Below are 17,703 nucleotides of genomic sequence, written 5' to 3' on the forward strand. Positions count from 1 at the left end.
GCTCCGGCCCCAATGGTTGTGCGCTTTTTGCCCGAGTTGCCACACGGCGCGCCGACGTTATCCCAAATGCCGACGACCGCATCAAGAAAACCTGATTTTCGAGTAATCGAAGAAAATTAGATCGAATTTTATTGATTTTTGGGAATCAATCTGTAGAGTATGTTTAGTAGCTTGTGATATAAGCTATTTCGTCGCAGAAAGAGACGCTCCAATGTATGCACAAAGCAGCCTCAAAGCCCACTTTCTTTGCATTTTCTTCACACTTTTCTGCGATAATTTGCGGCTGACGAGCGCTAACCCACAACATATGCGCTCTGCGGGATAATTATGGCCGAGCTTGACGGAACCAACGGGAACGACACCCTGCTAGGGACGAACGCCGCCGATACGATCGACGGCGGAGCCGGTGAAGATTCCATCGTTGGCGGCGCGGGCGATGATCTCCTTCTGGGGAGCGCTGGCTCCAAGGATTCCATCAACGAGCTTGAATACAACGATACGCTCTCAGGCGGAACCGGCAACGATACGATGCGCGGTGGCGGCGGAGACGATACCTACGAGTTTCGCATCGGCGACGGCCGCGACGAGATTCTCGATGAATATCACTTCTACGAACAAAACCCGCTTGGCGGGCTCCAGCCTGTCCAGGAGGGCGACGGCGGGTTCGATACGCTGAGTTTCGGCCCGGGCATCACACCCGACAATCTCTGGATCTCGATCAGCAACGGCGACCTGTACGTCGCGATCCTGCAACCAGGTGTGGACCCCTTCGATTCCGAAGATATGGTCGTGATCCAGAATTGGGCCGACTCTTACAACAGGATCGAACAATTCACCTTTGACGACGGCACCGTCTGGTCGGTCGAAGAGATTCTCGGAAATATCTCGGGCACCGACGGCGCCGACACCGTCGAGTGGGGCGGAAGCGAAGGCGTAGGTGTCGCATCCGGTAACGGCGACGACTCCGTCAGCGGCGGCATGGGCGCGGACACGCTCGGCGGCGGCAGCGGCGGCGACACGCTCGCTGCCGGCGGCGGGGATGACGGTGTCTTTGGTAACGAAGGCAGCGACAGCCTTTTCGGCGAGGCCGGAAACGATACCGTCGACGGCGGCACGGGCAACGACACCATTGACGGCGGGGACGGCGACGACAGCCTCAAGGGCGGCGATGGCGACGACCTGATCCGCGGCTCCGGCGGCGAGCAAGGCAATATCAACGAATCTGCCGGCAACGACACGCTATCCGGCGGCGCGGGCGCGGATACATTGCGCGGCGGCGGCGGGGACGATTTATACCAGTTCGGTACCGGCGACGGTCGGGACCTGCTTCACGACGAGTACATACACACGCAGCTCACGCCGAGTGGAGAGATTGTTCTCTTTACCCGCGATGAAAATGCCGGCAACGACACGATCGCGTTCGAGGACGGAATCACCGCAGAGGATCTGTGGATCAATCTTGTCGGCGATGACCTCATCGTCGGTATTCGCGACGGCGAGACAGATATCACCGGTCTTGAGGACCAGATCACGATCGTCGACTGGCGCGACAGCCTGAACCGGATCGAAACCTTCGAGTTCGACGACGGCAGTCATATGGATGTTACGGACATCCTGCAGAACATTTCCGGCAGTGCCGGGAACGACACGCTGACCTGGAGCGGTTCCGAAAGCACCGCAATGGATGGCGCGGACGGCGATGACTCCCTCAGCGCCGGAGCCGGAAACGACTCGCTGACCGGTGGAGACGGCGACGACACCATCCAGCTCGGGAACGGCGACAATCTCGGGATCGGCGGCAGCGGCGCCGACTCGATCATCGGCGGCGCGGGCCAGGACACGATCGGCGGCGGCTCCGGGGACGACTATATCGACGGCGGCGAGGGTAGCGACCTCCTGGTCGGCAACGACGGCAACGACACGCTCCGCGGCAGTGCCGGAGAGCGCGGCACGCTCAACGAGGGAGCCGCCTCCGATACGCTTTCCGGCGGTGCCGGAGACGACGAGTTGCGCGGTGGCGGCGGCAGCGACACCTATATCTATCGCGCCGGCGAAGGGCACGATCAGATCCTCGACGAGTATGTCTATACCGGCCGTTCTCCCCTCGGGGCGGTTTACTCGCCCGTAGACAAGGACGGCGGCACCGACGACCGGCTCCAGCTCGTCGGCGAAGGAATCGTGGACACCACGACCATTTCCCTCGACGGATCGACCCTCTATGTCGGCGTCGGCGGGAATGGTGCCGAGGATATCACCAGCTATGACGATCTGGTTCAGATCAACCGCTGGACCGAGGATTTCCGACAGGTCGAGAATTTCGAGTTCGTCGATGACGGAGTGACCGTCACCAGCGATCAGCTGCAGAGCGTCTTCGACTCGATCAGCAATGGCGACGACCTGATCGATGCGAGCTTCATCGGCCTGGGCCTCGATGCCGGTGCCGGAAACGACACTGTCGAAGGCAGCGACTATTCGGACCGTTTCGACGGCGGCAGCGGAGACGATCTGCTGAGCGGCGCCGGCGGTAACGATCTGCTCGACGGCGGCAGCGGCAATGACACGCTTGCCGGCGGCACGGGCAGCGACACCTTCAGCGGAACCCCGGCATCTCTCGACGGCGACCTGATCGCCGACTACGAGTATCAGGATGTTGTGCGTCTGGAAAACACCCAGATTGCCGAAAGCAACGTCACGCTGACGGCGGAAAACGGACAGACCACGGTCGAAATCGATACCGGCAGCGGGACGGGAACGACCTTCACCCTCAATGGCGAGTTCATCGGCGTTGAAGTGGTGCAGGAGGGTGACAATAGCGAGCTGCGCTTCACGACCGAATCCCTCGACGACACACTGATCGGCACCGAAGCCGACGATACGATCAACGGCGGCGGCGGCAGCGATTATATCGACGGGGCCGGCGGCAACGACTTCCTGATCGGCGGCGACGGAAACGACACGGTCAGCGGCTCGGCCGGCGCCGACACTGTCATCGGCGGCGAAGGCAATGACAGCCTAGACGGCGCGGCGGGCGACGACAGCATCACCGGCGATGGCGGGTCCGACACGATCCAGGCCGGCGACGGTAATGACAGCGTCGATGGCGGCGTCGGCAACGACACGCTGAGCGGCGGTGCCGGCGACGACACCATGACCGGCGGTGCCGGCGACGATCTCGTCGATGGCGGCGACGGTAACGACACCCTCACCGGCGCCGACGGCGACGACACCGTGCTCGGCGGTGCCGGCGAGGACACGCTCGGCGGCGGCGAAGGCAACGACCTGATCGATGGCGGAACCGGAAACGACACGCTCACCGCAGGCGATGGCGACGACACGCTCATCGGCGGCGAAGGTGACGACCTCGCCGAGGGGGGCGCGGGCAACGACACGCTGAGCGGCGGAGCCGGAAACGACACCATGACCGGCGGCGCCGGGAACGACCTGCTCGACGGCGGTGACGGGAACGACACGCTGACCGGCGCGGACGGCGACGACACCGTGCTCGGCGGTGCCGGCGAGGACACGCTCGGCGGCGGCGAAGGCAACGACCTGCTCGACGGCGGGACCGGCAACGACACGCTTACCGCCGGCGCGGGCGATGACACCTTGAGCGGCGGAGACGGCGACGATCTCGCCGAGGGCGGCGCGGGCAACGATGAGGTCAGCGGCGGCGCGGGCGACGACACAGTGCTCGGCGATGACGGCGACGATCTGGTCGATGGCGGCGACGGCAATGACAGCGTGGTCGGCGGAGCGGGCGACGACACTCTGAGCGGCGGCGCCGGGAACGATATCGTCGAAGGCGGTTCCGACGACGACCTGCTTATCGGCGGCGATGGCGACGACACGCTCTCCGGCGAGGATGGAAACGACACCATTTTCGGCGACGGCGTCGAGGACACCGCGATCGGTGACGACTGGAATGAATACCAGCCGGATACCGGAACCGACGACAGCGTCTCCGGCGGTTCCGGTGACGACAGTGTCTCGGGTGGTTCCGGCGATGACAGCGTCTCTGGCGGTTCCGGCGATGACAGTGTCTCCGGTGGGTCCGGTGACGACAGCGTCTCAGGCGGCTCCGGTGACGACAGCGTCTCAGGCGGCTCCGGTGACGACAGCGTCTCCGGTGGCAGCGGCGATGACAGTGTCTCCGGCGGTTCCGGCGATGACAGCGTCTCAGGCGGCTCAGGTGACGACAGCGTCTCCGGCGGCTCCGGCGATGACAGCGTCTCCGGTGGCAGCGGCGACGACAGCGTCTCCGGTGGCAGCGGCGACGACAGTGTTTCCGGCGGCTCCGGTGATGACAGCGTCTCGGGCGGCAGCGGCGATGACAGTGTCTCCGGTGGTTCCGGCGATGACAGCGTTTCCGGCGGCTCCGGTGATGACAGCGTCTCGGGCGGCAGCGGCGATGACAGTGTCTCCGGTGGTTCCGGTGACGACAGCGTCTCCGGCGGCAGCGGTGACGACAGCGTTTCCGGCGGTTCCGGTGACGACAGTGTCTCTGGCGGCAGCGGCGATGACAGCGTTTCCGGCGGTTCCGGCGATGACAGTGTCTCCGGCGGCAGCGGCGATGACTCCGTCTCGGGTGGTTCCGGCGATGACAGCGTTTCCGGCGGCTCCGGTGATGACTCCGTCTCCGGCGGCAGCGGCGATGACTCCGTCTCGGGTGGTTCCGGCGATGACAGCGTTTCCGGTGGCTCCGGTGATGACTCCGTCTCGGGTGGTAGCGGCGACGACAGCGTCTCGGGCGGAACCGGAAACGATACTGTCTCCGGCGGCGACGGAAGCGACGAGTTTGACGAGGACGACTTCACTGTCACGGGCGGTTCGGGCGACGATACGGTTACCGGCGGCAGCGGCGACGATACGCTGACCGGCAGCGACGACGACGATGTGATCGTCGGCGATACCGGCGGCGACAGCGTGGCCGCGAGCGGCGATGACGTGCTCGATGGCGGCGCGGGCAACGACATTGTCTTCGGCGGCCTCGGCAACGACTCGATCGACGGCGGGACCGGAAACGACACGCTGGTTGGCGGCGCAGGCAACGATTCGGTTCTCGGCGGCGAAGGCGACGATCTCGCCCTCGGCGAGGAAGGCGACGACACCGTTCTGGGCGGCGCCGGCAGCGACACGCTGGTCGGCGGCGACGGCGACGACCGGGTCGAGGGTGGCGAGGGAAGCGACCTCCTGTTCGGCAGTTCGGGCGACGACTACGTCTATGGCGGCGCCGATGACGACACTGTGCTTGGCGGCACCGGGAACGATGAGGTGCGCGGCGGCGCGGGCAACGACCTGCTCTACGGCGGCGACGGCGCCGACACCTTCGCGGGCACCGCGGACGAGCTGAACGGCGAGACCATCGCCGATTACGACCAGGATGCCGGTGACGTAATCCAGATAGACGGCGCGGTTGTCGATCCCGACGCGTTCAGCTTCGAAACCGTAGACGGCCGGACCACCGTCTCGGTCGACACCACCGGCGACGGCTCGGCCAACACCACCTTCACAGTGCTCGGCGACTACAACACCGTCACGACCACGGAAGTGAACGGCAACACCAAGCTGTTCTTCGGCAACGACACCGTTTCGGGCGGCGACGGCAACGACACCGTCTCCGGAGGCGACGGCAACGACACCGTTTCGGGTGGCGACGGCAACGACACCGTCTCCGGTGGCGGCGGCAATGACACCGTTTCAGGCGGCGATGGCAACGACACCGTCTCCGGTGGCGGCGGCAATGACACCGTTTCAGGCGGCGGCGGCAATGACACCGTTTCAGGCGGCGACGGAAACGACACCGTTTCGGGCGGCGACGGCAACGACACCGTCTCCGGTGGCGACGGCAATGACACCGTCTCCGGCGGCGACGGCAATGACACCGTTTCAGGCGGCGACGGCAATGACACCGTCTCCGGTGGCGACGGCAATGACACCGTTTCGGGCGGCGACGGCAATGACACCGTCTCCGGTGGCGACGGCAATGACACCGTTTCGGGCGGCGACGGAAACGACACCGTTTCGGGCGGCGACGGCAATGACACCGTTTCGGGCGGTGACGGCAACGACACCGTCTCCGGTGGCGACGGCAATGACACCGTTTCAGGCGGTGACGGCAACGACACCGTTTCCGGCCCCACTCCGGGTGACGACAGCCTGACCGGTACCGACGGCGACGATACGATCTCTGGCCTCGAGGGCGACGACACCATCGATGGCGGTGACGGGAACGATCTTGTCGACGGCATGGATGGCGACGACACCGTCACCGGAGGTGCGGGCGACGATACGGTCATCGGCGGCGCGGGCGAGGACACGCTCGGCGGCGGCCTCGGCAATGACAGCCTCGACGGTGGTACCGGCAACGACACCCTGACCGCCGGCGATGGCGACGATACGCTCGATGGCGGCGCCGGGAACGACCTTCTTGAGGGCGGCGCGGGCAATGACAGCCTGGTAGGCGGCGACGGCGACGACACGCCGGAGCTTACGACCACCCGCATCGACTCTACGAATTTCAGCAGCACCGACAACGGCTTCCGCATCACCGCGACCAACGCGCTCGGGGACGGGTCCCGGTCCGAGCCCAGCGTGGACAACGTCTCGGTCAGCTCCGGCGGATTGGGCGTCGAGGGCGCGACCGGCGGACCGTCCGGACAGCTTGGCTACGACACCGGCCTCGGTTTCTCCGAGGAATTGATTATCGAATTCGACAATGAGAGCGCCGGCGCCACGGTCGAGATCGGACGATTGTTCGCGAGCGAGGGCAATGGCGGCGAGCAGGGTCATTGGACCGCCTACCGCGACGGTCAGGTCGTCGGCGAGGCCGATTTCCAGGCCGATAGCGGCGACACGCTCACATTGTCCATCGATATCGACGGCGGGTTCGACAAGCTCGTCTTCACGGCGACCGACTATGCGGACGGTGCCAACGGCTCCAGCGACAGCAGCGACTATGTCGTCAGGAGCATCGAATTCACCACCGAGGGCGAAGTGTCCGGCAGCGACGACACGCTTCTCGGCGGCGACGGTGACGACACCATCGAAGCCGGCGCCGGCGACGACAGCGTCGAGGGCGGCAGCGGCGACGATGTCCTCAGCGGCGGCGACGGCAACGACCTGGTCGATGGCGGCACGGGGAACGACACTGTTACGGGCGGTGCCGGCGACGATACCGTTCTGGGCGGCGCGGGCGAGGACACGCTCGGCGGCGGCGAAGGTAATGACAGCCTCGACGGCGGCGCGGACAATGACACGCTGACGGCGGGCACGGGTGAAGACACACTGGTCGGCGGCAGCGGCGACGACGTGCTTGAGGGCGGCGCCGGCGCGGATTCGCTTGAAGGCGGTGACGGGGCGGACAGCTTCGTCGGCGACTTGTCGGATCTCGACGGTGACGCGATCTCCGACTACGACGCGGCCGAAGGCGACCTGGTTATCGCCAATGCGGAGTTCGGGGACGACGCCGTATCCCTCTCCCACGCGAATGGCCAGACCACGGTCACCGTCGACGCCAGCGGCGAAAGCGCGACCTTCACGGTGAACGGTGAGTACAACTCCGTCACCACCACGACCGAGAACGGCCAGACCTCCATCAGCTTCTCGCCGGATGTCACCGCGACCCCAGGCGACGACAGCCTCACCGGTAGCGATGGCGACGACACCATCAGCGGCCTCGCGGGCGACGACACCATCGACGGCGGCGACGGCAACGACCTCGTCGACGGCATGGAGGGCAACGACACCGTCACCGGCGGTGCGGGCGACGATACCGTGCTCGGCGGCGACGGAGAGGACACGCTCGGCGGCGGCCTCGGCAACGACAGCCTTGATGGCGGCGCGGACAACGATACGCTGACGGCGGGCGACGGCAATGACACGCTGGATGGCGGTGACGGAAACGACCTGCTCGAAGGCGGCGGCGATTTCGATCTGCTTTATGGCGGCAATGGCGACGACACGCTCGACGGCGGCGAATGGAACGATACGCTCTCGGGCGGTGCCGGCGACGATTCCCTGCTCGGCGGCGAACAAGGCCGGGACTCGCTCGACGGCGGCACCGGCAACGATACGCTCGACGGGCAGAACGGTAACGACACGCTTTCCGGCGGCGAAGGCGGCGATCTTGTCCTCGGCGGAGATGGCAATGACAGCCTCGACGGCGGAACCGGCGACGATACGCTCAGCGGCGATGCCGGAAACGATGTCATCGAAGGCGGTGACGGCGCGGACAGCGTCGAGGCCGGAGATGGCTCCGATACCGTGCGCGCCGGAAGCGGTGACGACAGCGTCGAGGCCGGAGCGGGCCGCGACAGCGTCGAAGGTGGCGACGGCAACGATCTGATCGACGGCGGCGAGGACCAGGACACCGTGCTTGCCGGCGCGGGCGACGACACCGTGATCGGCGGCGGCGCCGAAGACGTGCTCTCCGCGGGAGAGGGTAATGACCTCGTCTACGGCGATGCCGGGGACGACTCCATCTATGGCGGAAGCGGCGACGACACGCTCAGTGGCGGTGCAAGCGAAGACTTCATCCGAGGCGGCGACGGCGACGATTTCATCGACGGCGGCAGCGAAGGTGACTACCTCGCCGGCGATCTCGGAGACGACACCATCTCGGGCGGGGACGGCAATGACTCCCTCGGTGGTGGAAGCGGCAACGATATTCTCGACGGCGGCAACGGTGACGATGCCATTGGCGGCGGCAGCGGTGAGGATACCTTGGAGGGTGCGGACGGCGCCGATCGTCTAAACGGTGGCGACGGAGACGATCAGCTCTCGGGCGGCGCCGGGAACGACACGCTTTCTGGCGGCGAAGGCAACGACGTTCTTGAAGCCGGGGATGACGACGATTCCCTGAGCGGCGAGGCCGGTGACGATACGCTGGACGGAGGCGACGGAAACGACCGCCTGTTCGGCAACGACGGCGCCGACAGCCTGAACGGTGCCGGTGGCGACGACACTCTTATCGGCGGTTCCGGCGACGACGTCATCGAAGGCGGCGCGGGCGCGGACATCCTGGCGGGCGAAGACGGCGCGGACAGTTTTGTCGGAGACGTCTCCGACCTGAACGGCGACCTGATCTCCGACTACGACGCCGATGAGGGCGATCTGGTCATCGCCAATGCCGAGTTCGGCGACGACGCGGTCTCCCTCTCCTACGCCAACGGCCAGACCACGGTATCAATCGACACCGGTAGCGAGAACGCGACCTTCACGGTCAACGGCGAGTACCACTCCGTCGTCACGAGCACGGAAGACGGCGCGACCTCGATCACCTTCTCGCCGGACGTCACGGCCACACCAGGCGACGACAGCCTGACCGGTACCAGCGGCGACGACACGATCTCCGGCCTCGCGGGCGACGACACCATCGACGGCGGCGACGGCAACGATCTGCTCGACGGCATGGACGGGGACGATACCGTCACCGGCGGAAACGGCGACGACACGGTACTCGGCGGCGCGGGCAACGATACGCTCGGCGGCGGCCTCGGAGACGACAGTCTCGACGGTGGCAGCGGCGACGACATGCTGACCGCGGGCCAGGGTAACGACACGCTCGACGGCGGCGACGGAAACGATCTGGTCGATGGCGGCCTCGACGACGACACCGTTACCGGCGGCGCGGGCGACGACACCGTGCTCGGCGGCCAGGGCAACGACACGCTCGGCGGCGGCGACGGAAACGACAGCCTCGACGGCCATACCGGCGACGACATCCTGACCGCGGGCGCGGGCGAGGACACGCTGTCGGGCGGCGACGGAAACGACCTCCTCGAAGGCGGCGAGGGCAACGACAGCCTACACGGCCACACAGGCAACGACACGCTGAGCGGCGATGCCGGCGACGACACCCTTGTTGCGGGCGACGGCAACGACGTGCTCGACGGCGGCAGCGGCGACGACAGTCTCGACGGCCATACCGGCCATGACGAGATGGATGGCGGCGACGGCGACGACACGCTGGTGGCCGGCGATGGAAATGACACGCTCGAAGGCGGCGCCGGAAACGACGATCTCGACGGCGGAACCGGCAACGATGTGCTCGACGGCGGTGACGGCGACGACAGCCTCGTGGCAGGAAACGGCGCGGACAGCCTCGACGGCGGCGCGGGCAGCGATACGCTGGAAGGCGGCGAAGGCAGCGACACGCTGGTCGGCGGCGCGGATGCCGACGAACTCTCCGGCGGCATCGGCGACGATGTGCTTTCTGGCGGCGACGACAACGACGTGCTCGAAGGCGGTCAGGGCAGCGACACGCTCGCCGGCGGCGGCGGTGCGGACAGCTTCGTCGGCAGCCTGACGGAGCTGAACGGCGACAGCATCACCGACTACGATCCGGACGAAGGCGATCTCGTGATCGCGGGCGCCGAGTTCGGCACTGATGCGGTCTCGCTCGACTACGCCAACGGCCAGACCACGGTCACCATCGACGCCAATAACGACGGCAGCACCGACGCGACCTTCACGCTCGACGGCGAGTTCCATTCGGTCACCGCGACGACCGCGGACGGCACGACCTCCCTCTCCTTCTCGCCGGACATCACCGCCTCCGAGGGCGATGACAGCCTGACCGGGACGGACGGCGACGACACACTCACCGGCCTCGGCGGCGACGATACGATCGACGGCGGGGACGGCAACGACCTGGTCGATGGCGGCGACGGCAACGACACCGTCACAGGCGGCGCGGGCGACGACACCGTGCTCGGCGGCGCGGGCGAGGACACGCTCGGCGGCGGCGAAGGCAATGACAGCCTCGACGGCGGCACCGGCAACGACACGCTGACCGCGGGCGCCGGCGACGATACGCTGGTCGGCGGCGACGGCAGCGACCGGCTTGAGGGCGGCGGCGACGACGACAGCCTCGAAGGCGGCGCCGGGAACGATACGCTGCTTGGCGGCGAAGGCTCCGACACGCTTTCCGGCGGTGACGGACGTGACAGTCTCGACGGCGGCGAGGGCGGCGACCTCTATCAATGGAACGCGGACTCGGGCAGCGGTATCCGGCATTACCAGACCGGCGATCCCGAAAACCCGATCGAGCTCGGCGACGCGGAGAATTTCGCGCCCGAGGACCCTGGCCATGCGCGCTACGACAATTATCACGATAACGGCGCGACCGGCATCGACACGCTCACCGGCACCGACGAGAACGACAACATCGCGCTCGATTTCGGCGGCGAGCGGCTCGCCGGCATCGAAGTCATCGACGGCGGCGACGGCGACGACGTGCTCGACCTCGCCAGCAACCGCTACGACTACCAGGACGCCACCCTGATCGGCGGCGACGGCAACGACGTGCTCTGGGGCAACCAGGGCGACGATTCCCTCGACGGCGGCGCCGACAATGACTGGCTCGCGGGCAACTCCGGCAATGACCGGCTAGATGGCGGCGACGGGAACGACCGGCTCGACGGCAATAGCGGCGACGACAGCCTTGAGGGCGGCGCCGGCGCGGACACGCTGAACGGCGGCACCGGGACAGATACGCTGGTCGGCGGCGACGGCGAGGATCTCTTCCGCGGCACCGCGGCCGAACTCGACGGCGACACGATCGAGGATTACCAGGGCGGCGAAACCGTCCGGGTGACCGACGCAAGCCTGGATGCGGACGACATCACGCTCACGGTGGCCGACGGCAAGACCACGGTCGAAATCGACGGCGGCGGGGCCGAGGCCAGCTTCACCATCGACGGCGAATATCGCGGCGTGATCGCGACCGGAAACGGCGGCGACACCGATCTCGTCTTCACCGAGGAAGTGCAGGGCCGGGTCATCATCGGTACACCGCACTCCGACGACATCACCGGCACCGAGGGCGCCGACACCGTCAGCGCCCTGCAAAGTAACGATACGGTTCATGCCGGCGATGGCGACGATGTCGTTTCCGCCAACCAGGGTAACGACAAGATCTACGGCGAGGCGGGTGACGACACGCTCTCCGGCGAGGAAGGCTACGACCGCCTGTCTGGCGGAGAAGGCAACGACCTGCTGGATGGCGGCGAAGGTTCCGACGTGCTCGACGGCGGCACCGGCGACGATACGCTGAGCGGCGATACCGGCAACGACTACATTTCCGGCGGCGAAGGCAACGACCTGATCGACGGCGGTCACGGAAACGATCAGATCTCTGGCGGCGACGGCGAGGACACGATCGACGGCGGCCAGAATCACGACCGGATATTCGGTGGCGAAGGCAATGACGTGATCGACGGCGGCGAGGGCCATGACCAGGTCGCCGGCGGCAGCGGCAACGACACGCTCAGTGGCGGCGAAGGCCATGATGGCCTTGCCGGCGACGAGGGCGACGACGTCATCGAAGGCGGTGACGGCAACGATACGGTCGTCGGCGGCGACGGCAACGACGCGCTCACCGGCAATGACGGCAAGGACAAGCTGGTCGGCGGCGCGGGCGACGACACTCTCGACGGCGGCGACGACCGCGACAGCCTCTCCGGCGGAGACGGAAACGACGCAATCGACGGCGGCGCCGGGAACGATCACGTGATTGCCGGTGACGGGGACGACTCGGTGCTGGCGGGCGACGGCGGCGACTATGTGATTGCCGGCCAAGGCAACGATTCGGTCGTGGGCGGTGCGGGCAACGATTACCTGCGCGGCAATGACGGCAACGACACGCTGTCCGGCGGCGACGGCGACGACAGCGTTTCCGGCGATGACGGCGACGATGTGATAGACGGCGGCGCGGGCGACGACACGCTCACCGGCGGCGACGGCAACGACATGGTCTCCGGCGGTGACGGACGCGACAGTCTCGGCGGCGGACGCGGGGACGACACGCTCGACGGCGGCACCGGCAACGACATCCTGACCGCCGGCAGCGGCGACGACCTGCTGCAGGGCGGCGAAGGCAATGACTGGATCGAGGGCGAATCCGGCAACGACACACTGGAAGGCGGCGCGGGGGCGGATACGTTCTTCGGCACCCTCTCCGAACTCGATGGCGACACGCTCTCAGACTACAATGCCGAAGAGGGCGATCTCGTCATCGCCCAGGCCCGGGTCGACGAGGACGACATCACGCTGACGGTCGAGGACGGCAATACGCTGGTTACGATCAGATCCGGCCATCACCACCACAGCTCCGACATCTCCTTCACCCTGACCGGCGTCTTCACCGCCGTCGAGGCGACGGAGCGGCACGGCAAGACCACACTCTCCTTCACCCCGGCGGAAGCGGTCGACGGCTCCGGCACCGAGGGCGACGACAGCCTCAGCGGCAGCATGGTCGACGACACCATCGAGGGCCTCGGCGGCGACGACACGATCGACGGCGGCGACGGCAACGATCTGGTCGATGGCGGCGCGGGCAACGACACCGTCACCGGCGGCGCGGGCGACGATACAGTGCGCGGCGGCGACGGCGAGGATACGCTCGGCGGCGGTACCGGCGACGACCTGCTCGAAGGCGGAAACGGCAACGACACCCTGACCGCCGGCGCGGGCGAGGACACCCTGAGCGGCGGCCTCGGCAGCGACCGTCTCGAAGGCGGCGACGGGAACGATACGCTGGTCGGCGACGGCGCCGCGGCCGGAACCGGCGAGACCGAGACCATCCGGATCGACAGCACGAATTTCGGCGAGACCGGCAGCGGCTTCATGGTGACGGCGACCCGCGCGCTCGAGGACGGCAGCCAGAGCGACGCCAGCGTCGACAACATCGTCGTCGAACGGGACGCACTCGGCGTCGAGGGCACCATGACCCCGGGCGGCATTCCGGATCAGCTCGGCTACGACCCGGCGCTCGGCTTCTCCGAAGAGCTGATCGTCGAGTTCGACAACATGGCGATCGGCGCGACCGTCGAGATCTCGCGCCTCTTCTCCGACGAGGGGAACGGCGGCGAGCAGGGTCACTGGGCGGCCTGGCGCGACGGCGAGCTGGTCGGCGAGGCGGATTTCGTGGCCTCGAGCGGCAACGAGACGACCGTATCCATCGATATCGACGGCGGCTTCGACAAGCTGGTCTTCTCCGCGACCGATTATGCGGGCGGCGACGACGGCAACGCGCACGACAGCAGCGACTACCTGATCAAGAGCATCCAGGTCACGACAGATCCGGCGGCTTCCGCTTCGGCGGACGACACCCTGATCGGCGGCGAGGGCGACGATGTCGCCTCCGGCGAGCAGGGGGCGGACCTGATCGACGGCGGCGCCGGAAACGACAGCCTCGACGGCGGTGCCGGAAACGACACCCTGATCGGCGGCGACGCCGATACGAGCGAGGTGCTCGGTCCGGAACTGATCGTCAACGGCGATTTCGAGGACCTGCCGGGTGGCCTGAACCATGGCAGCTGGGGCACCTATACCGCGATCGACGGCTGGACAGCCGAGGACCTGACGCCGGCCGAGGGCGGTACGGCGCCGATCGAGATCCAGCAGGGCGTGGTCGGCGGCGCACCGCAGCAGCCGGACGACTGGGCCGACGACAATCACGTCGCAGAGCTCGACAGTCACGCGGAGAATGGCGGCACCTCGGGCGACACCAACGTCCTGATGGCGCAGACCGTCCAGGTGGCGGAAGACGGCGAGTTCCGCTTCAGCTTCGATTACGCCGGCCGCGAGCGCGGCGGCCAGATCGAGGAAACCAGCGAATTCAGCGTCTGGGTCGATGGCGTGGAAGTGCTGAAGGTCGAGGACGCGGCGAAGGAATGGGTGCATCAGACCCTGACCGTCAGCCTGACCGCCGGGTCCCATGTCATCGCCTTCAGCGGCGGCGACGCCGACGGCACCTCAGACCAGTACGGCGCGCTGATCGATAATGTCTCGCTGCGCCAGATCGCGGATGCGGCCCCGAACGACACCCTGGACGGCGGGGCGGGCGACGACGTGCTCTCCGGCGGCACCGGCGCGGACGTGCTCTCGGGCGGCAGCGGCAACGATATCTTCCGCGGGACGGCCGAGGAGCTGGAAGGCGACCGGATCGAGGATTACGAGAACGGCGACTCCATCGTCTTGACCGGGCTGGAGCTGGGCTCCGGCGATGTCAGCCTGATGGCCGACGGCGCCAATACCCGGGTCTGGCTCGATACCGACAATGACGGTGTCGCGGACACCTCCTTCCTGCTCGCAGGCAGCTTCGAAGGCGTGACGGTCTCGGCGAACGGCGACACCACCCTCACCTTCGCCGCCGAAGCTGCCGTGGAGGAGCCGGAGGATGACGTGGTCACCGGCACCGAGGGCGACGACCTTCTGACCGCGACCGAGGAAGCCGACACCCTCGACGGTCTTGCCGGCAACGATACGATCGACGGACTCGCGGGCGACGACGTGATCTACGGCGGCGCGGGCGACGACCGGGTCAGCGGCGGCGACGGCGCGGACAGCCTCTATGGCGGCGACGGCAACGACAGCCTCTACGCCGATGGCGACGACGATGTGATCGACGGCGGCGAGGGCTTCGACCGTGCCTTCGTCGATATCCGCGAAGCACGCAGCGGCGCCGACTTCCAGAATGTCGAACAAATCGAGCTGACCGCCAATGCGAGCTGGGAGTCCGGCCACGAACTGCTGGCCGCCACCGATCTCGACGGTGACGGCGACGACGACATGCTTTGGCGCAATGCCGATACCGGCAAGGTCATGGCCTGGGAGATGGAGGGCTCGGTCAGCGTCGAACGCAGCTTCCTCGGCAATATCGACGAGGACTGGACAGTCGAGGCGGTCGAGGACTTCAACGGCGACGGCAAGGACGACCTGCTGATCCGCAACAGCGCGAACGACGCGGTCTCGGTCTGGGAGATGGACGGTATCTCGCAGCCGGCGAAGGGCTTCTCCGGCTTCCTCGGCAACGATTGGGAAATTCTCAGCACCGGCGATTTCGACGGCAACGGCAAGGCGGACTTTATCGCCCGCAACAGTGCCAATGACAGCGCCACGGTCTGGACCATGGACGGCGCGACCCCGGTCGAGAAGAGCTTCGCCGGAACGATCGGCGCCGACGAGACCCTGGAAGCGGTGGCCGACTTCAACGGCGACGGCAAGGACGACCTGTTGCTGCGCAACGGCACCACCGGCTCGACCTCGGTCTGGGAAATGGACGGCGGCACCGCCACCTCCAAGAACTTCGCCGGCACGCTCGGTTCCGACTGGAAGATCGAGCATGTCTCCGATCTCAACGGCGACGGGACCGAGGATCTGTTCCTGCGCAACGGTACCGACGGCACCGTCTCCGTCTGGGAGATGAATAGCGGCGTCGCCTCGAACAAGGGCTATGTCGGCTCGCTCAGCTCCGACTGGTCGATCGAAGGCTTCGCCGGCTTCAACGGCGACGGCACGGACGACATGCTGGCCCGCAACGGCTCCAGCGGTGCGGTTACCGTCTGGGAGATGGACGGGGCCAATCTGCTCAATGCCGGCTACGCGGGCGATCTCGCCTCCGACTGGACGGTCAAGGGCCTCGCCGACTTCAACGGCGACGGCAAGGCCGATATCCTGGCTCAGAACGGCACGACCGGCGCGGTTTCCGTCTGGGAGATGGACGGGGCCGAGGCGATCTCGAAGAACTATGTGAAGAGCCTCGGCGACGGCGAGTCGATCACCGCGATCACGGATGTGAACGGCGACGGCCAGGCCGACATCCAGGTGACCAATGCCAACACCAACGGCATCGCCTTCTGGGAAATGGACGACGGCGAACTCAAGCGCGCGGTCTATGGCGGCCACTATTACGTGGACACCCAGTTCATCTAAAGGATTTCCGGTCGGACCCTCGCCTGGGTCCGACCGGTATTTCTCTCGTCGATCAGCCGGTGTTCAGGATTCCGCCCCGGCAGCGCAGCCCCAGGCCGCCTTATCCGGCCAGATGCATGGCAGGGTCCCTGATTGCCTCGAAACTCGGGCGCTCCGAGACCTGGCGGTAATAGCGGGCGAGGTTCGGCGTCAGCTTCTCCGCACCTTCGAGCAGCGCCCAGCGGTGCACCCGGATCGTCATCGGGATGTCACCATAGCTCCAGGCATCGTCGGCGATATACCGGTTTCGGCCAAGCTCGGCCTCGACGACGCCCCAGGCTTTCTCCAGCTGCGCCCTCGATTGCCGTGCCACGGCCGGATCCCGTTCCGTCTCCGGCAGCCGGATCGTGTGCTTTACCAGATTGTGCATCGGCGGGATCAGCTCGTTGTTCTCCCACATGATCCAGCGCGCGGCCGAGGCGAAGCGGCCTATGTCGCTACCGTAGAATCCGGCGGGGCCGTATGTCATGGCGAGGTACTGCAGGATCGCATTCGATTCCCAGAGAACGTACTCCCCGTCCTTCAGGGTCGGCACCGTCCCGTTCGGATTCATCGCGAGGTAGTCCGCCGTATCGACCACGCCGAAAGCCTTGTTGCCCTTGGCGACATGCCCGCCCTCGCCCATGGTCGCGCTCGCCAGCGTGAACTCGAATGGCAGACCGAGCTCCGCCAGAGCGAGCAACACCTTTTGCGTTCTCGCCGAGCTCGGCCGCCCCCAAATCCTGATCCCCATATCATCGCCTCCCCAAGGCCGGTTCTCACGTCGCACGGAGTTTAGCCGCTAGCGCCCTCGGCGGAGGAATTTCCCGCGATCCGGATTCTCCGGGCGTGCTGCGCCATGCTCCCTTGCAATCCGAAAAGTAACCGGAACGCGAGGTCGTGACATCCTGACGCGCATGCCCGAAAATCTCGCTAACGGGTTTCGGAAAGAGCCGAAAATAACTAAAT

2 protein-coding genes are annotated in these 17,703 nt (G+C 66.6%); one reads left to right on the forward strand and one right to left on the reverse strand.

The features are described 5' to 3' along the window. The first annotated feature begins 327 nt into the window (after positions 1-327). Complete coding sequence (locus NUH88_RS10110) at positions 328-16,716, forward strand: calcium-binding protein (RefSeq protein WP_257771865.1); 16,389 nt, start codon at positions 328-330, stop codon at positions 16,714-16,716. 100 nt (positions 16,717-16,816) lie between these two features. On the opposite strand, the gene NUH88_RS10115 is transcribed toward NUH88_RS10110, so the two are convergent. Next, complete coding sequence (locus tag NUH88_RS10115) at positions 16,817-17,488, reverse strand: glutathione S-transferase family protein (RefSeq protein WP_257771867.1); 672 nt, start codon at positions 17,486-17,488, stop codon at positions 16,817-16,819. Positions 17,489-17,703: the final 215 nt, after the last annotated feature.

Origin of the sequence: Nisaea acidiphila (assembly GCF_024662015.1) — a bacterium.
GTDB classification, from domain to species: Bacteria; Pseudomonadota; Alphaproteobacteria; order Thalassobaculales; family Thalassobaculaceae; genus Nisaea; species Nisaea acidiphila.